At 49.7% G+C, this 18,354-nt stretch carries 20 protein-coding genes; 4 read left to right on the plus strand and 16 right to left on the minus strand.

All coding sequences use genetic code 11. The features are described from left to right. The first annotated feature begins 410 nt into the window (after positions 1-410). Together cspE (VV869_RS16640) and cspE (VV869_RS16645) are read left to right on the plus strand one after the other, a co-directional pair. Complete coding sequence (cspE, locus tag VV869_RS16640) at positions 411-620, plus strand: transcription antiterminator/RNA stability regulator CspE (RefSeq protein ID WP_255390498.1); 210 nt, start codon at positions 411-413, stop codon at positions 618-620. Positions 621-1,031: 411 nt separating this feature from the next. Beyond that, positions 1,032-1,241: a transcription antiterminator/RNA stability regulator CspE gene (gene cspE, locus VV869_RS16645; protein WP_337736045.1), complete on the plus strand. Its 210-nt coding sequence runs from the start codon at positions 1,032-1,034 to the stop codon at positions 1,239-1,241. Positions 1,242-1,382: 141 nt separating this feature from the next. Here cspE (VV869_RS16645) and VV869_RS16650 read toward each other — a convergent pair whose 3' ends face one another. The 13 genes from VV869_RS16650 to VV869_RS16710 all read right to left on the minus strand — a co-directional run bounded on the left by VV869_RS16650 (position 1,383) and on the right by VV869_RS16710 (position 13,365). Beyond that, positions 1,383-2,120, minus strand: coding sequence for a hypothetical protein (locus VV869_RS16650; RefSeq protein ID WP_337736046.1), 738 nt, complete (start codon positions 2,118-2,120; stop codon positions 1,383-1,385). A gap of 274 nt (positions 2,121-2,394) precedes the next feature. Then, positions 2,395-3,438: a PKD domain-containing protein gene (locus tag VV869_RS16655; protein ID WP_337736047.1), complete on the minus strand. Its 1,044-nt coding sequence runs from the start codon at positions 3,436-3,438 to the stop codon at positions 2,395-2,397. A gap of 176 nt (positions 3,439-3,614) precedes the next feature. Beyond that, entirely contained in the window at positions 3,615-5,222 is a 1,608-nt protein-coding gene (locus tag VV869_RS16660) for an ATP-binding protein (RefSeq protein WP_337736048.1), read from the minus strand. A 21-nt stretch (positions 5,223-5,243) separates the two neighbouring features. Then, a complete protein-coding gene (locus tag VV869_RS16665) occupies positions 5,244-5,960 on the minus strand; it encodes a winged helix-turn-helix domain-containing protein (protein ID WP_443147332.1) in 717 nt (238 codons plus the stop codon). Between the two features lie 111 nt (positions 5,961-6,071). After that, positions 6,072-7,316, minus strand: a complete 1,245-nt coding sequence (locus tag VV869_RS16670; RefSeq protein ID WP_337736050.1) for an MFS transporter — start codon at positions 7,314-7,316, stop codon at positions 6,072-6,074. 111 nt (positions 7,317-7,427) lie between these two features. Continuing rightward, positions 7,428-8,033: a DJ-1/PfpI family protein gene (locus VV869_RS16675; RefSeq protein ID WP_337736051.1), complete on the minus strand. Its 606-nt coding sequence runs from the start codon at positions 8,031-8,033 to the stop codon at positions 7,428-7,430. Positions 8,034-8,060: 27 nt separating this feature from the next. Continuing rightward, complete coding sequence (locus VV869_RS16680; RefSeq protein ID WP_337736052.1) at positions 8,061-8,504, minus strand: GNAT family N-acetyltransferase; 444 nt, start codon at positions 8,502-8,504, stop codon at positions 8,061-8,063. Positions 8,505-8,540: 36 nt separating this feature from the next. Continuing rightward, complete coding sequence (locus VV869_RS16685; RefSeq protein WP_337736053.1) at positions 8,541-9,014, minus strand: GNAT family N-acetyltransferase; 474 nt, start codon at positions 9,012-9,014, stop codon at positions 8,541-8,543. A gap of 391 nt (positions 9,015-9,405) precedes the next feature. Next, positions 9,406-9,633, minus strand: a complete 228-nt coding sequence (locus VV869_RS16690; protein WP_337736054.1) for a DUF3955 domain-containing protein — start codon at positions 9,631-9,633, stop codon at positions 9,406-9,408. Between the two features lie 243 nt (positions 9,634-9,876). Then, the gene (locus VV869_RS16695; protein ID WP_337736055.1) at positions 9,877-11,652 is read right to left on the minus strand and encodes a choice-of-anchor I family protein; all 1,776 of its coding nucleotides are present in this window, start codon (positions 11,650-11,652) and stop codon (positions 9,877-9,879) included. A gap of 195 nt (positions 11,653-11,847) precedes the next feature. Next, positions 11,848-12,279, minus strand: a complete 432-nt coding sequence (locus tag VV869_RS16700; protein WP_337736056.1) for a hypothetical protein — start codon at positions 12,277-12,279, stop codon at positions 11,848-11,850. 29 nt (positions 12,280-12,308) lie between these two features. Further along, positions 12,309-12,614 (minus strand): NIPSNAP family protein, encoded by a 306-nt coding sequence (locus tag VV869_RS16705; protein ID WP_337736057.1) that lies wholly within the window; start codon positions 12,612-12,614, stop codon positions 12,309-12,311. Positions 12,615-12,891: 277 nt separating this feature from the next. Further along, positions 12,892-13,365 (minus strand): hypothetical protein, encoded by a 474-nt coding sequence (locus VV869_RS16710; RefSeq protein WP_337736058.1) that lies wholly within the window; start codon positions 13,363-13,365, stop codon positions 12,892-12,894. Between the two features lie 166 nt (positions 13,366-13,531). On the opposite strand from VV869_RS16710, the gene VV869_RS16715 reads away from it, so the two are divergent. Further along, positions 13,532-14,485, plus strand: a complete 954-nt coding sequence (locus VV869_RS16715; protein WP_337736059.1) for a slipin family protein — start codon at positions 13,532-13,534, stop codon at positions 14,483-14,485. A gap of 13 nt (positions 14,486-14,498) precedes the next feature. After that, the gene (locus tag VV869_RS16720) at positions 14,499-14,960 is read left to right on the plus strand and encodes an NfeD family protein (protein ID WP_337736060.1); all 462 of its coding nucleotides are present in this window, start codon (positions 14,499-14,501) and stop codon (positions 14,958-14,960) included. 68 nt (positions 14,961-15,028) lie between these two features. Here the strand turns inward: VV869_RS16720 and VV869_RS16725 are convergent, their stop codons facing one another. Genes VV869_RS16725 through VV869_RS16735 form a run of 3 tightly spaced genes read right to left on the minus strand, consistent with a single transcriptional unit; the run spans position 15,029 to position 17,974 of the window. After that, a complete protein-coding gene (locus tag VV869_RS16725; RefSeq protein ID WP_337736061.1) occupies positions 15,029-15,325 on the minus strand; it encodes a LysR substrate-binding domain-containing protein in 297 nt (98 codons plus the stop codon). A 57-nt stretch (positions 15,326-15,382) separates the two neighbouring features. Beyond that, the gene (locus tag VV869_RS16730) at positions 15,383-16,816 is read right to left on the minus strand and encodes a Na+/H+ antiporter NhaC family protein (protein WP_337736062.1); all 1,434 of its coding nucleotides are present in this window, start codon (positions 16,814-16,816) and stop codon (positions 15,383-15,385) included. A gap of 9 nt (positions 16,817-16,825) precedes the next feature. Beyond that, positions 16,826-17,974 carry a trans-sulfuration enzyme family protein gene (locus VV869_RS16735; RefSeq protein WP_337736063.1) on the minus strand — a complete coding sequence of 383 codons (1,149 nt, stop codon included), beginning with the start codon at positions 17,972-17,974 and terminating at the stop codon, positions 16,826-16,828. Positions 17,975-18,354: the final 380 nt, after the last annotated feature.

The following is an 18,354-nucleotide window of genomic DNA, read 5'->3' on the forward strand; positions in this document are numbered from 1 at the left end:
GTTACTCAAGTCACAATTTTGCGCATCGAAAAAAATCGCAGTTTCTTTGATTTCATCCCATAAAATCAGATTTTTGCGAAATCGAAACAGCCGCCTTCAAGACCGGAGGCACCTCACACAAGCAGGAAAATACTTACAATACAACCGTATAGAGTTTGAGAATCGTTCTAAATTTCGTCTTAAAGCTGTGAATGCAACCACAAAACAGCCATTTTAGTATTTGCAAACAGCATATCAATGCCTACTCTTTTAGTGTCAGTAGTGTTTGGCAGTGATGAAACAATATGAACGTAAGCACTTCAGTATCGGAACTTGTGTAAGCATGTTGTACAGAAGGAAGAGTTTCAATTGTCACCAAGGTTAAATATTTATTGGCGTAATGTGTTGATGTAAAAGATTCAGGAGACAACATGTCTAAAGCAACAGGTACCGTTAAGTGGTTTAATGAAGAAAAAGGTTTCGGTTTTATCACTCAAGATAATGGCGGTGCTGACGTATTCGTTCATTTCCGCGCCATCACTGGTGACGGGTTCAAGACACTCGCTGAAGGCCAAAAAGTATCTTACGATACTGAGCAAGGACCTAAAGGTCTGCAGGCAGCGAACGTCGAGAAATTGTAATAAAATTTTGCATAAGTATGAATAAGGGCCACTCTGGCCCTTTTCTCGTTTTGAACGGCAAAGCGATTTCCTGTTATATTTTCACCCATATAGAGGGGTTTATCACCAATATCCTGTAAATCCCAAAGATTCTGCTACCTTTCGCTGATACTAAGTTCACACTTTCTTCGATAAAGGCTTAATTCAATAAGTATTTGCTTGCCCTCCCCATCGCAATATGGCTTAATACCCATCGGCCTGTAATGCAGTCCTATTTATGCAGCAAATTGAAATAGAAAACTTCGTTCCACCACTTTGCAAGAAGTGTCGTTGTCCTGAAGAGCTCCATTGTCCTTTTGTCCATAAGTAATTGATTATGCTGGCTTAAGTGCGCTGATATGCGCGAGATTCATATTTTTCAGGAGACATCACATGTCTAAAGCAACTGGTACCGTTAAGTGGTTTAACGACGAGAAAGGTTTTGGCTTCATCACTCAAGACAACGGCGGTGCTGACGTATTCGTTCACTTCCGCGCTATCGCTGGTGACGGCTTCAAATCTCTGGCTGAAGGCCAGCAAGTATCTTTCGACATCGAGCAAGGCCAGAAAGGTCCTCAAGCTGCGAACGTTGAAAAAATCTAAGTCTTTTAGATTTTAAAGAATACAGGAAGGGTGCCAATGGCACCCTTTTTCTTTGGCTGTTGCTCAGCCTTGCTACCTCTCCTGCCCAGCTCTTATCCGGTCTCAGGTTCATCACGACCTGGCCGGGCAGGATAAAGCGGCTTAGTTACTCAAGTTCAGGCTGTAGCGTACTGCTGTCATATCGACCCAGCGCTGATAACCCAGATAATCATTTCTTGAATCGCTATGCATTGAGTTCCCTTGCTGACTAAAGGTGAACTCACCCGGAACATAATCAACACTTTCAGGCGCGTCACCATCGGTCAGTTTCACGTTGAAAGGCGTCGACGCATTAATCGACTTCGTTCGGTCGATCAGAGTCGCCAAGGTTGCCGAATGCTCGCCCGGATTCTCCACATCCAGATTAAAACGAAGTCCGAGCACCATCTCCCTCAGCGCACTGCCTTCTTTATGCTGGTATAGCCATGCGCCACCAATATTCTCGACCGCGATATGTTTGACACCGATGTCATAAGCCATCCCTTGCCGAATCCGATACAGTGTCGACCCCACATAACCTTCGACGTAAAAGTCCAAACTCTCCGGCCAACGACTGTAGCTGTAATTTGACGATTCAATATTACCAGCGCGTAGGCGAATATCTCCGTCATCAAACTTATCATTGGCATTGATATCAAAGGTCACGGTCAGTTGTGTATGCCCTACGTTCTGTGCAACCTCGTTGGCCAGTTCAACTTCGACATCCAGCCAGTTTTTGATTGATTTACTGTTGAAAGCATAAGCAGAGTTTTCCGAATGCTCCACAATATCATCTTCAGAGGTACAACCCACCAGGGGTAACACCAAAAGACTCGGCAACAACAACGCCAGTTTTTTCATTCTTATGATTCCTTTATCCCACAGCATGGACGACCACAATTCAGACGATGGTGCCGCCTGTCGATCCCTTCACCATACCGTTTACTGTATATGTCAAATTCAGAGCACAAATCAGTCGCCATTTTATCTGAAGATCAAGGACATAGACTAAATATTCGATAAAGACATCATCAATAGTGAACTACATCACATCACAGCCCCAGTTCACCACTTTCAAAGAAAAAAATCGAGCGCTCTTCAGCGCTCGGTTCCAGGGTCAATATCATTTTGTGATTTAGTGATGCAGGTAAATCAATGCAGTCAGGTCAACTCCGGAATTCAGGCCGGTGTAATCATCTTGCAGATCCGACACCACCGCTTGCGCGTGCTGGCTGTACACACCCTCACCCGGAATATAGTCTGCACTGTCTGCGCTCAACATCATCGCCACCTGAACCGGCGTGTCGGTCTTGATTTCGTTCACACGGGCCAGCAAGGCACCAACCTGTTCAGCATCTTGTAACGAATGTTCAGGAGTTTTATTCACTTGGATAGCAAAGACAGAATCCAATGTCTTCTCCCCTGTCGTCCCTTGAGCTTGCCCCAGCCATCCCAACCGTTTCACGTTGAGCACCACGCTTCCCTTAGACTGGGATGTATGGACCTGATTTGAGAATGCATGATCTTGTAGCTGATATAGCGTGCCATGAAGCATGCTTTCAACAATCAACCTCGAATCAGAAATCCAGTTCGGGCTTAAAGGCTCAGCCGTCGCCGGTTGCAGCACTCGAAAGCGAATATCCCCATCATCAAACATCGCATTATGATTGATGTCATAGGTGATGGTGAGCGCCGGTTGCGCCAGCGTAAAACTATCGTTCACCTGGGCAAGCGGGTGTCGAAAGTGCAGTAACATCTCGAAAACAGCTGGGGCGTTGGCTTGTCCCGGGATAGAAAACGGCGCCGATTGCATGCCTACCATGGTTTTTGTAGACGTCTCGGCCGTATTGATGATGATCTTCACGCTATCTGAACCTTTGCGATTGCCGGTATCGGTGACGGTCAGCTCAAACACATATTCACCGACTTGATCCGGGTAGATGAACCGCGCACTCAGTTCATCAGCATCCAGCAACGTCACCTGGCTCGGGCCACTGCTCTGACGCCACTGAACCGACTTGGTATCGTACATATCCAGATGATGCGTCACCTTCCCTTGCAGGGCCACCGTTGTAATTGGTGTTGAGATCACCTGATCATCCCCGGCATGAACCTCCGGTTGCTTCTTTTTATCCCAGTCATCGGCGTCCGTGCTGCACCCAACGAGCAATACAGCCACAACCAAACACCAGAATCCTTTTTTTACATTCGATAAACACTGAGCCACAACGCCTCCTTAATCTCGCCGGCTGAATATTCTTGTAAAGAAGTAAAGAACAACACCAAAGTTAACAGGACAAGTGACGTGGGTCTGTGGCGATGCGGAGACGTTTTTGGACAGTTTGTGACAGGTTTTCAGACAGCGGACGTTACAGCAAGGGTGACATGTTTCGGCCACACCATGGTAAATTTTGCCCCGCCAAGTGCAGAATGCTGAATCGACACTTGCCCTTTGTGCCAAATTGCAATTTGCTGGACAATCGCCAGCCCTAAACCATGCCCGCTATGTCGCTCTCGCGGGGCGTTATTTTCCTGGGCAAACGGCTCGAACACTTTACTCCACGCGCTCTCCGGGAGCCCGCAGCCATCATCTTCGACAACCAGCGAACATTGATCCCCATGGCAGGTCAGCGATACCCGAATCGTCATCTGGGCAAACCGTCCGGCATTCGACAGTAAGTTGTTCAGGGCGCGGATCATCGCCCGGCTATCCATAATGAGTGTGCTGCTTCTCATTGCATCACAACAGTGATAGTCGATCATCAAATCGGTTTGCTCATCCTGAAAATGTGCCAACTCCCGCTCAATCTGTTGTGCCAGGTTGCACGCCTTGAACTGACTGACATCTGCAATGCGGCTATAACGGGATAACACCAAGGTTTGATTAATCAGGTGGTCTAAATCATCAATGCTGGCGCGAATGACATTTTCATATTTATCTTTCTGCGCCGTGGTGGTTTCTTCACTCTCCAGCATCTCAAACGCAAAACGCAAGCGGTATAGTGGTGTACGCAAGTCATGGGCAATGGCATTGGTCATTTCCCGCTGGCCCAGGATCATTTCTTCAATGCTATCCGCCATTTGGTTAAACGATCGTCCCAGTCTTTCCACCGTAGAAGAGCGGGAAACTTTAGCCCTCAGCTCAAGCCGCCCTTCCCCAAAATCGTTGGCGGTGACTGCCAGGCGATTCAGGTCGCGCCACAAGGGGTAAACCCACAAAAACATCGCGGCGGAAATACAGAGCACGAAAGTGATCAATAAAAGCACATAGTACTGCCCGAGGGGATACTGAACGTCAATCTGATCCGCCTTCAACACATAGGGCGTGCGAAGACGATAATACACAGTCACCAAGCCATCCGGCTGCTGCTGGACCACCGGCTGACCGCTGGCCATCGTCTCATTTTCTGTTGCAGACAACACCAGTTCTTCGTCAGTCTGCAAGGTCAGGGAAAACGGAAACTGCGGACTGACCGACTGAAGATACTGAGGCCACTCAGTGACCGGAAGCGCATCCATCGATTGTGCCAGGAGGTGTAAAGTACCGACACTGTTACGGCTAACATGCTCAGCCAGGGACTGATTGAGCCCCAATGACAGAGCCCAGGCACTTTCTTTCACCCGATGCAGCAACACACTGTGATCCGTGGTGGTTAACACATAAGTCCCCGCCATTAATTTTCCTTGTTGTTCAGAATCGAGCTGCAGTGCCTCAATCGGTTGTAGCTGCAGGGAATAACCGAAGGTTTCTGACAATCCCTCAATCACCTCAGGCCACTGTGCCGATGGGACGGCCTGCAATTGTTGCTCTATCAGATAAAAGGTTCCGCGGTATGTTTTTTCGTAATAGTTTTCTTCCACATACGCGTTGATCAGGCCAATCGGGCTCAACCCCGTCGGCAGGATTAAGAACAAGGTTGGCATAAACACGGCAAGCCACAGCACCGAAAACGCTTTCAACATAATGTCAGATCCCCCGGGAAATTAACGGATACAAAGCTGATAGCCTTTCCCGCGCACCGTTTTGATCACCTGATCCTGCTCTTTGGCGTCATCCTGGAGTGCTTTGCGTAACCGGGAAATACGCCGATCGATGGAACGGTCGAGTCCATCGTATTCTAATCCTCTGAGTTGCTGGATAATGTCTTCTCGGGTCACGACTTCACCACAGTGTTTGGCCAGCAGGCACAGGAGTTCAAATTCTGCGGTGGTGAGCTCGACCGGCTGGCCGTAAAGCAGCACCATTCGCCGGGTCAAATCAATCTTAAGCGCGCCAAATTGATAATCGAACGATTGTTGTTCCGAGGAGGCAAATTGCAACGGTGCGGCTCTGCGCAGCAATGCCCGGATCCGGGAGAGCAATAAGCGGGGCTGCACCTGTTTGATCACATAATCATCCGCGCCTAACTCGAGTCCGAGCATCTGATCGATATCATCATCCAGTGCGGTTTGCATTAAGATGAACCCTTCATACTGCTGTCGGACCTGACGGCAGACTTCCATCCCGCTCAGGCCCGGCAGCATAATATCCAGAATCACCAAATCCGGTTGTTCGGCAATGATGCGCGTCACCGCGTCCTGGCCATCACTCACCACCGACACGGTAAATTCGTAGCGCTCAAGGAAATCTTGAATCAACACCGCCAAATCAAGATCATCTTCAACCAACATGACCCGCTTATTCATGCCAACCTCTGACATATCATCCATGTGTTCAACGCCATCTCCTGTACTTTTCCACCGATCATACAAGATCTCCGGCACTAGACTGTGACAGTTTGTGACGACTATCCGTTGTCTCCCGTCTCCGGATCAGACCTGAACCGGAATCGCGATCCGCTTCTGATATTGCGCCATTGCCATTAAGCACAGGGCCGCCACCATCGAGACCATAATTACCGTCAGCCAGGTTGTTTCAAATCCCCAATAATCAATCGCCAGCCCGATCAGCGTGAAGCTTGGTAACACAATCAGGTTTTTCATGGTGGTTAAGACACCCTGGATCCGCCCACGATGGCTTTTAGGCGACTGATTGGCAAGATAAACCCCCTCTTTGGTCACCAGCAACACTTCGGCAGCCGAGAGGAAAAACCAGGCGAAGAAATGAATCGGGATCGTGGGCAACGCCATGACAAGCACATACCCCACCGCGAACAGCAGACCAGCATATGCCAGAGTGACGATCTCAGCCTGATGAGTTGTCAGTCGCATCAGCAATGGCGTGATCACCACCACCAGAATACAGGCATAGGTCATCAACTGACCGAACAGCACCGGGCCATCAGTACCAAAAATATGATTCAGATACAGCGGGCTGGTCATCGTCATTTGGTTCAGGGCGACCCATAACAGCGCACATAACCCGGTAAAAACCAAGAGTCTGGGACGCTGCTTGAGCACTTGCCAGACCGAGCCATCCACAGCGCGTTCCAGTTCAGAATGCGCCTCGTCCTCCGAAACACGATTGTGCTCATCAGTGCGGATGAAAATCATCACCAACCCAATCCCGACCAACGCAGCAATCCCGTTGCCCCAGAAGATCCAAGTAGTGTAATTCCAGAACAGATATCCGGCCACCAGCGGCCCCGCAGCAGAGCCCAGGTTAAATGCCAGGTAGCTTAACGACATCACCGCATCACGGTTGGTCGGGGTCGACAGATCCGCAACCAACGCATTACTGGCCGGAAGCGCAACCCCGAAAAAGAAATAGGCGGCAAACAACAGGATCGGGATCAACTGAGCATGATCGCTATAGAATCCACAAATCAGCAGGATCACCGCACCTGCCAGCTCCCCCCATACCATAATTTTTTTGTGACCCAGGCTATCTGCCAATTTGCCGCCGCACAGGCCGCCAAGAACAAACAGAGCCATCACGCCCATCGCCAGCGTACCGGCAACCGTCGCGGAATAATTCAGTTTTTCCGTCAACAAGAGCAGGAGAAAGGGAATGATGAAGTTGCCCAGGCCCAGGATAAACCGGGCCACAGCGATGACATAGATGTTACCCGGTAACCCACGATACAGCGCGAGCGAACATAATAATTGATTCAGCATGCAGTTCCTTGCATTGATGCACAAACGCCGGTAACTCCTGCCAGCGCGAAAAAATGTGTGGCAGCCGTTTCACCGAGCTGCCACGTCATCAAGAAAATTCAGATTGCGGGATCAGCTGACAATCGCTGACTGAATGCTCGATGAGATGATCTCATCAAACATCTCAGCCTGACCGGCAGGGAGTAACTGCCGGTGAATTTCCCGCCGTTTCGCTTCTCCGCAAAGGCGCTCTGCGATCCAGCCGGTTAAATACAAACTCGACAGGCAGCCACCCGCTGTCGCGATATTCCCATCGACAACCAGCGCCTGATCCTCAACCGTGGCGCCCATCGCTTCCAGACTTGGTTTCGCATCCGGGTGCGTGGTCAGCTTCCGTCCCACCAGCAAACCCAACCGGTAAAGAATAAATGAACCGGCACAGATGGACCCAATCAACTGTCGTTCGGGATCCAGGCGGAAAGCCCCCATGAATTCAGGATCGTCAAGCACCGCCGGCACGCCTTTATAACCACTGACAAACAACACGGCATCTGCCGCGTTGGCTTGCGCAATATGGCCATCCGTTTGAACTTCGATGCCGAGTGACGATGTATGGCTTGCTTTGGTCCCCAGAACACGAACCTGCCAGTCCTTATCGGATTGACCGAAAATATCTCTCATTAAAAAGAAATCGACATCGGTGAATTCATCAAATAAAACAATCGCAATTTGATACATAACGCCTCCTGGGGGGACAAGGTCCGGTTAACTGTTTGGGTCGTGAATGAAATCGAAAAAATGCTCATCTTCCGAAGCGACGGCAAAGCCCAGCTTGTGGTACAACGCGACAGCCGGCGCATTATTTTTAAAGCAGCTGAGCGTCAGCGGTTTCCCTGCCCGGCGAGCTTCCTGTTGCAGCTGGTTCGTGATCGTCACGCCCAGCCCTTGGCCCCGCCACGACTCAAAGACCGCCAGCAGGTGAAGATGAACGCTTTGCTCGGTGTGCTTATAACAGACAAGCCCAACGCGCTCTCCCTGAAAGACAGCCCAGTAAAACCACGCCGGTTGTAACCGGGACGCAAAGTAATGCTGCTGAAACGCCTCGTCCCAGCCAAAGGCGGCCTCGATCACGGGCTGCATCGACGATTTGAAGATTTCAAACGTTAAAGGCTGCTCTGTTTTACTTACGCCGATTAATTCTATGTCCATCACCCCGTCACTCCTTCGGGTCAATTCCGTGCTACCCTATTGAGCAAACGCGAGCTTCATAATATGTTGCGGCCCGGCAGCCCCACCAAGATACAAGGATTCGGTATCTTCAAACCCGCCGCTTAAATAACAGTGCTTTGCGCCGGGATTTTTACAATTGACCGTCAAATAAATTTGTTGGAATTGCGGATAATGAAGCGACAAGAAACCGCTGAGTTCCTGCACGGCTAATTTCCCTAACCCCTGCCCCTGATATTGCTGGCCAATCAGATAAGCACGGAGTCCCAAACTGCCCGGCTCAGCAAACTCGTAATTGTTGGCATAAGTCGTATCAATCAGAAAAAAACCAACCACACGATCGTCTGACATAATCACATGGGGATGAACGACGTTATCGATATTCACCAGAATTTCATCAATTGTCCCGACAAATTTAAGCTGTTCTTCAGACACACTGAGCTGGATCACTTCATCCAGATGATGATGTTTCATTGCTTCAATACGAACCACAGTTCTTCCTTATAACTGACTAAATGAGACATCCTGAAATGTGCAGTGATATTTCAGGGCAACCACCAGAGCGACCGCTTATTCTGCGATTTCAAAGATAGAATCAATCATGATCGGTAGATTTCCGCGAACAGAATTCGCGCCAAACACAAAAGTCCAGTGCGACATCCTGTCACCGCAATATGCTATCGCACTGATATATAAATACAATCGTGAAAAAGAAATTAATAAATAGTCACAGACATGTTATCGATTGACACCTTATCAACATGATAGCATTCTGTGCTTTACGGGATTTTACCGCCCTGAAGGATTGCAATCTTAAGCCATGGTGTCATCAGATATAACAGCACCATTTGATGGCATATGAGGAAATTACCGACATCCACCGCTACGCAGAGATATCATGATTTCGACGAGACCTGACGCGGATCCACGTCACGATCAACGACACCACCGCCCCCAACAAAAACAACCAAAACAACGGGATCAATCCAAACGGTTCCATCAGCACCCCGTTGTCGTCAATGGGTGAGCCTATCAGAAAATAACTCACCCCACAGATCAGGCTGATCCCCAGTAACACCACCGACAGCCAAAACGTTTTCAGAACTTTCATCAATTTTGTCTCGCTTGAGTTCAATACCTATACCTCTGACACAGTTCATGCAGGCGAGTTCACCATGAAACTCAGGAGGTCATTGATTTGGCGATTCACTGACATATTTCATGATTTACTGTCATAGCGCCGCACTGCGACTCAACGAGCCCGCACTCATCCATCGCCAACTCAGGATGCAGGCGCTTAAATAAAACAGGGTGGCCGAAGCCACCCTGAAATCCGAAATCACCCTTTCGTGGTTTATTGCTGCTCAAATTGCCACAACGCCACTGAGCCACTAATCTCATTGCCGACAATAAGGAACGGTCGCCCCGTGGCCGAATGTTCAGCGGAGACAAACTTCATTCCTTCCGGGGCCAGGTCGCCGGAGATCTCAGCGCCTTCAACTAAGCCACGGTTAAAGAAATATTCGACAAAGCTGACGTCATGCGGATTGGTAATGTCGTAGACCAACACGCCGCCCATCCGCTCCAGTCCCAGGAAAGCATAAGTACGATCCCCGATTTTACCTATTGTCAGGGCTTCCGGCTCAGCGCCTTTGGCATCCGAACGGGTATCGCCTTTATTCTCATCTTCATCATTGTTAAACGCATCCCCGTGGATCCGGGCCGTAATTCGATCCACCTGATCGGCTGAGTCAAACACCGGCTTACCCTGGCGATCCCAAATCGTGAACGACCGCGCACCGTAAGTGTACAACGACTCATAGACACCATCGCGATCGGCATCCCCCATCCCGGTATGCACTTTTAAGCGCCCGATACCGGTGTCATCATTCGCCACACGGGCAAAAGCCGGTCCCAGGTTCAGATCTTCCACCCGCGCCTCATCAATGAAGGCCAGGCATCCGTCATCTTTATCGTAATCGAGACCGCCTTTGGCAAGACAATCTGCTGCATTCTCCGCGTCGAAGAAATACTCACGGCCATCACCTTCATTGGCGCTAACGACAAAATCCTGGCCTTGCCATTGATATGCTGCGATGGTGTCCGGCTGATAAATGCCGTACAGGTTCGGATACTGCTGAAAATGAATCCCGCCATCTTTATCGGACGCGTCAAACTGCAAGTCTTTCCAGTTTTTGAAACCCAGGCCAACGATGTCCAGCGTGTTCTGTTTCAGGTCGACAATGGCCAGCCCGTTGTTTTCCTGAAGCGTAACAAATGCAGTTCGGCTGTCTTCTGAAATCGCGACATACTCAGGTTCCAGATCCATCGACACCGTGGTGTGAACCGTGTTGCCATGAATGGTGCGGCCAGTCGGGTTGGAAAATATAACTCCCTTCGCTTCCAGCGCTGCCTGTTGCGAATCAAACGCACTGAAGTCCAGCATAACCGCAGTCTCTGCCGGCAGACCATCGGCGATCCGAATCACCGAAATGGATCCTTCCGGATCCACCCGATAATCGCCTGACGGCTCTCCTTCATTGGCAACCACAACCACGCTGCCATCCGGCGAGAATGTCAGGGCATCCGGTAAATCGCCGACTTCCACATTTTTAATAAAAGTTGGTGTTTGACCGGAAATATCATAGAAGGCCACTTGGCCGTTCACACCCGGCGTTCCGGAGGCAATGGCCACAGCCAAAAGCGCATTGCGATCATCCACGGCAATACTGTTCGCATCACCTTGGGTATGTCGTGACAGATCGATTGTGATAATCGAATCAAGGTTGGTTGAGGTGATCACGCCTTCGGCATTGGCAACCAGCGCCGCGGGATCAAGATGATTGGCATCAATAATTTCAACCGTGGCCGGCTTGCGGGAACTGTTCACCGCATAAATCCACTTTTTCGATGCCTGATACGCCACAATTTCCGCAGCGCCCTCCGGCTTCTCAGCATTCAATGTTGCCCGCCCGATTAATGTCGCCTTAAGCGCGCCAGACGCAGCTAAACTTGAATCCGCTTTATTATTCCCTTGTGTACCTTGCGCGATGTCTTCTCCATGCTGAGCACACCCCGAGAGCGCTGCTGCAAGAGACATAGCCAGAAAACCAACGCGAAATTTCTTCATGATAAACATCGTTCATCCTTCATTATTAAAATATGAATTCATGTAAAAGCGGATGCCCATTATAGAGAGTGTCGTTGATAAACTGATTGCAACCAACTGAAAATATTAGAAATTATTGTTTTATTGCGGTCGACCACATAAAAAAGGGCGCTTCAGTGCGCCCCATTACAAATGATTGTTTGATATCCGCCAGAATCAAGCCACAGAAGCTTCAGTACACGGCATATCCCGGAAATGCACGCTCAGGCGCCAGTAAAACACGATTTCAAACACGCCGAAAAACACGACATCCCATATACTGGTTTCTTCCGGTGAAACCGCGGCAAAGATGAAAATCAGCGGGAGAGCAGCCACCGTAAAACGGATGCCGAATACCCATGCGATTGGAAAATATTGGAATAAGAACTGACCAGCCGAACTTTGCTTGTACACATAAACTAACCCCAACACCGAGATCGGCACACTCAATGCCGCTGACGCGATGTCAAAAACGTTATGGCTCGCATAGGGGATGAACATAAGGCCGATGGCCACCATATGTGCCAGAAAATACTGAAACAATTCCTTTTCACCCACCTGCCCCGCGGCAAGTTCTTTTTTCAGTGATTGAATATCCCAAAAATACATTCCTAAATCCTTATGTAAGACGGTATCTGTTATTCCAGCACTGGCCGGAAAAAGCTTCGCTCATAACTGAGAATACACTGGGTGTCTTCAGCAAATTGAAACGCGTTGATGCAGTCCGGATCATCAAAAGACTTGGTGCGATATTCCTCATAAGCAGCCAAGCTTGGAAAGGTAAATAATGCCAGCGCAATATTATTCGCCCCTTCCGAAGGCATGAAATAGCCATGATGCTGGCCGCCAAATTTATTCACCAGTGGGATCCACATTTTTGCATATTCCTCAAACGCATTCACCTTCGAAGGATCAATTACATATCTTAAATAACACGTCACCATTACCGCTATTTCCCTATGCTGTTCATATCAATGTGTCGATGTTTTTGGGTACAACTATCGCTGCTTCATCAATGCAACGGCTAACCCGGATGTCACAAAAACTTCAAAAGGAAACATGCAATCTCCCTGTTGCATTTCTGGGGTGTTTAGAATGACACCGGATGACTTCGGCTTGCCTTATCCTTGCCATGCCATGTCTTGTCTTGTCTTGTCTTGTCTTGCCCGCAATACCCACAGAAATCTAAACACTGAATATTTGAATACGATTCAAATCAAGTTACAGCCGTTTCTGTTTCATTTCAACTTCACGAATTACCGAGCTCAACGTATAAGAGTCGTCATTCGGCATCTCAGCACAATAATAACTCAGGCTTTTGAACACGCGTCGCCCGAAAAAATCGGTATAGCTCAGATCAATATCAAGTTGAGTGGTGCTACAGCGCCCCTTCGTTGTTGATAAATGGTCGAACATTTTATTGAGATCGGCGATCTTCTTCTCATCCAGGGTCACCTGTCCGAGGTACGTCGTCGGAGCAGGACCATTTCGCGGAGCAAACATGCTAACATCTGCCACATGTAATACATTATCCTGAATGGTTATCTCATACTGCTGATGATGAAAACACCCCACAGACGAATAACTGATTCTGGCATCGGATAGCTGACTGATTTCTTCCACGGTTACCGCCCCTTGTGCAGCACACCCGAACAGCTGTGACAGCATAAGCCCCATGAATCCTATTTTTTTCACTGAACGACCACTCATTTACTGTATATATCAAACTTATATTTTACTGATTAATAACGATTTTTCTAGCCTGCATATAGGTGTGGTGGTATTGTGAGCTGTACGCGCTGTTATGAAACAATTATTCGTCCGCGCGGTAAAACGATGAGTCGTACCAAAGGAGATCAACATGGATCCAGTGTTTCAAATTCTCGACGTTGTTTTGAACGTTGAAGTCTTTCTGCTTATTTTTGTTCTAGTCCTGCTCAAAAGCAGCGTGAAATTCGTGCCGCAAAACCGCGCCTGGTTGATCGAGCGTTTTGGTAAATATCAATCGACCAAAGAGGCCGGACTGAACTTTATTGTGCCATTCATCGACCGTATTGCTGCCGATCGCAGCCTGAAAGAGCAAGCGCAAGATGTCCCTTCACAATCAGCCATTACCAAAGATAATATTTCCCTGATCGTTGATGGCGTGCTTTATTTCCGGGTTCTGGACCCTTATAAAGCCACCTATGGCGTCGATGATTATGTATTTGCCGTCACGCAATTGGCGCAAACTACCATGCGTTCTGAATTGGGTAAAATGGAGCTGGATAAAACCTTCGAAGAACGCGACATGCTCAATACGAATATTGTGACTGCGATTAACCAGGCTGCGGAGCCATGGGGTATTCAGGTATTACGTTACGAAATCAAAGATATTGTGCCGCCAAACTCTGTCATGGAAGCCATGGAAGCACAGATGAAAGCTGAGCGGGTTAAACGTGCGCAGATCCTTGAATCTGAAGGTGACCGACAAGCCGCCATTAACGTTGCTGAAGGTAAAAAACAGTCGCAGGTTCTGGCCGCCGAAGCTGATAAAGCTGAGCAGATCCTCCGCGCTGAAGGTGAAGCGAAAGCAATTATTGCCGTTGCCGAAGCTCAAGCTGAAGCTCTGCGTAAAGTCGGTGAAGCCGCAAATACCGAACAAGGGCAAAAAGCGATTCAGCTGGATTTGGCAACCAAAGCGATTTCAGCAAAAGAAGCGATTGCCAAAGAATCTTCCGTGGTCCTGTTGCCAGATGGCAGCACCGATGCCAGCTCGCTGGTTGCGCAAGGCATGTCCATTATCAATGCCATTAACCAAAAGCGAAGCAGTTGATTTCAGAGAGTAAATGATGGAATTCATAACCGAACATTTACCCCAAGCCCTCATGATCCTCGGCGTTCTCGCGTTGATCACTGAAGTCGCCGTGCTGGGAATGTCGACTTTCATCTTACTGTTCCTGGGACTGTCGTTACTGATCACCGGGATCTTGATGAATGTTGCTATCCTCGACAGCACGCTGACCACGGCACTCTGGAGCAATACCCTGCTCACCGCCGCTCTGGCGATTATCTTGTGGAAGCCGCTCAAGCAGATGCAGGAAAGCAAAGGGACAAAAGAGATTCAGTCTGACTTTGCGGAGTTAACCTTCACCCTTGAAAGTGATGTGGATGATCGCGGACTGACTCAGTACGCTTACTCCGGCATCAGCTGGAAACTCAAGAGCCGACATCCGCTTGCGGCCGGCACCCAGGTCAAAGTCGTCAAAAAAGAAGTCGGCGTGATGTGGGTTGAGGCGTTGGGGTCTTAACGTTAAAGCGCCAACAATTTCCGACCAGGCCACACCTCAAGGTGTGGCTTTTTTTCTCAAACTGCAGCTTATTTAGCGGCAACACAAACAAACGCTCTCTGAAAGAGCGTTTCTGACTGAAGCTCTTGTGGCATTTTAGGAAAGACACCGAAAGCAAGATCCGCTTCACCATCAATCACCTGAGTAATCATTGTATCCCGGCTCCGCTGCGTGACAACCAGCTGAATATGCGGCGCAACCGCGCGAATTTCCCTTAAAAACCGAGGCAAGATCACTTGGGCGCCATAATCAGACATCGCGATGCGAAAGGGCCGATCGGCCAACTCGGGGGCAAATACCGGGGACTCAAATAGCGTCCCGAGCAAAAAATAGCCGCCCTTTTGCGGGCGGCTATTTTTACGCTAGAAAAGTCAGAGTCGTGATTACATCATGGGCAGCCAGCCCAGCAAGGCGAAGCTGATCGCAGCCGCTGCGCCGGTCAGCAGCACATAAGGGAACTGGGTCCGGATATGATCGATGTGATCATTACCGGTTGCCATTGATGAGACGATCCCGGTGTCACTGATGGGCGACGTCATATCTCCGAAAATAGCACCGGAAATCGCCGCACCGATCATCAGATGAGGATCGATCCCGGTTGCCACGCCGATTTGTACCCCAATCGGGATCATAATGGCGAAAGTGCCCCAGGAAGTGCCGGTGGCCAGCGACATCAGGGCTGCAATCAGAAAGACGAAGCTTGCCGAGAACCCGGCCGGGATCACGCCTTCAATGCTCTGGGTGATGTACTGCCCGGTATGCATTTCTGCCGACAGGTTCCCCATCAGGAAAGCCAAAGTCATGATGGCACCCAGCGGCATCATCGATGAATAGCCAGCCAAGAGATGGGTGAAGAACTGATCGACCGTCAGCGCCCCGCGCGCAATGAAATAGACGAAAGAAACCGCCGTTCCCGCCATCACCGCCCAGAAGACCGCGGTTGAGCCCGAGCCGTGGGCAATATCGCCGTCACCGGTAATATATAGTCCCACCGGTACCATCACAACCGTTGTCAGCAGCGGGATGATAAAGTGCAGCGGATGACCGTGTTGCTCCGTTTGCAGCGTCTGGACTTCATCATCGCCTGTAATCGGAAATGCACCGTCTCTCAGCGCTTTGCCACCAGCAGCCCGTTGATCGGCCACTTTCATCGGGCCCCAGGATTTTTGGCTGAAGATGTAAAACAGCACGCTGGCAATGGAAAACCAGGCCATCAGGTTATACGGCATCGCGTGGAGCAGGATATTGAACGGCTCCCCTTCCAAGTAGCCCTGGCTGATCTGCACCCCGATGATCGCCATCATCGCCGCGCCCCAGCCATTCATGATGATGCAGGAGCAGCTCGCCACGCAGGAAGACTGAATGATGTAGGCCATCTTCTCCCGCGAAATATTGTACCGGCCGGCAAGATCCCGGGTGACCGTCCCGGCGGACATCAGCGAAATCGAACTTTCGATAAAGATCAGCATAGTGGTTAACATTGCCAGCAGCTGGACGGCGTAGCGGTTGTTAATCACATGCGCTTTTTCGGTCAGCCAGTGCACCATCCCCCGAGTGCCGCCAGTCACCTGCACCAGGCGAATAATACCCCCCACCATAAAGCAGAACAGAATGGTGCGGGTATTACCGGCTGAGGCAAAGACCTCAATCACTTTATCCAGGGTGTGCTGCACCCCAGTCACTGGATCAAAGCCAGCCATCACGGTATAACCCACCACAGCGCCGGCCAACAGCGACAGAATGACCTGGCGAGTGAGCACCGCCAGGGTAATGGTGACCAGTGGAGTGATCACGGTCCAGATTCCGTAGTCTTGCATTAACATCCCTTAGCGTAGTGCGGCTTCAAGATCGGCAAGCAGATCCTGAATATCTTCAATCCCGACCGACAGACGCAGTGTGGTGTCATACACACCAATTGCGGCACGCTCTTCCGGCGTCATCGAGCCATGGGACATGGACGCAGAGTGGTTCAGCATACTCTCGACCCCGCCCAGGGACTCGGCCAGGACGAAATACTGCAGCCTGCCGATAAACTGCTTGGCCGTTTCCAGATCGCCTTTCAGACGCACGGTCACGACAGCGCCGCCACTACGCATCTGTTTTTGGCACAGTGCATACTGTGGATGGCTTTCCAGCCCCGGATAATGCACATCGGCCACGCTCGGGTGAGATTCCAGAAAACGAGCAACTTCCAGCGCGTTACTGCACTGACGCTCCATCCGCAGGGCCAGCGTTTTCATCCCGCGCAAGGCCAGATAGGCATCGAACGGCGAAGCAATCGCGCCCACTGTGGTTTTTATGAAATCCAGCTCTTTCGCCAGATCATCCCGGTTGGTGATCAGCGCCCCGCCAATCAGATCCGAGTGGCCGCCGATATATTTGCTGGTCGATAGCATCACGATATCCGCCCCCAACGTCAGTGGTGTCTGGTTCCAGGCGCTGGCGAAAGTATTATCAACGCAGGTCAGTAGATTGTGCTCTTTCGCCAATTGACAGACAGACGCAATATCAACCAGCTCCAGCAGCGGGTTGGTCGGAGTTTCAATCCAGATCATTTTGGTTTCCGGGCGGATATGCTGCGCAACCAAATCCAGATCATTGAGGTCGATATAATCAACACTCAGCTGGTTATTTTGTTTCCGCAGGCGCTCAAACAGCCGGTAAGTACCGCCATAAACCCCTTTCATCGCAATGATATGCGAGCCGTGTGGCAGCAGCTCAACAGCCAATGCCGTGGCAGCCATCCCGGAGGCCGTTGCGGTGGCGTAACAGCCTTGCTCCAGTGCTGCCAGGGCCGTTTCGTATGCGTGGCGGGTTGGATTGCTGACGCGGGAGTAAGCAAAGTCTCCCCCTTCGTCGAGGTTCGGCTGAATAAAGCTGCTGGCCGTATAAATCGGTGGAAACAATGCGTTATGGCCAGCATCTTGTTGCTGGCCGCCATGGACGGCTAACGTCGAGATTTTTTTACTTTTCATGGGTAATGAACCTGTTCATGGGTGAAGAAACGGTGCCTGTATTCGTGGTCATAGTGCGGAATACGGAAAGATCTCAATGGATGGTTTAATGATGAGTGCACCATCATAATGTTCTTCCTATTCAGCATCTTAATAGCGTTTTGTTCTAATATAGAAACTGACCAGAATACGATGAATTATCATACAAAATTTGGATTATCTGAGCGCGGTGCCAGAACTCAAATATCAAAACAGTCTGATTAATCATCAGTTTCAGAGAACAGAGGACCTTTTAAGAAGGTTGAAATAATGGAAGCTGTATTGCCCTGACCCACGTTTTAGTGAATGCTCAACCTGTCACTAATCAACCTCGCGATGTGCGATAACAGTCACAGTAACGC

The sequence above is a fragment of the Photobacterium sp. MCCC 1A19761 genome, from assembly GCF_037389125.1.
Taxonomy (GTDB): domain Bacteria; phylum Pseudomonadota; class Gammaproteobacteria; order Enterobacterales; family Vibrionaceae; genus Photobacterium.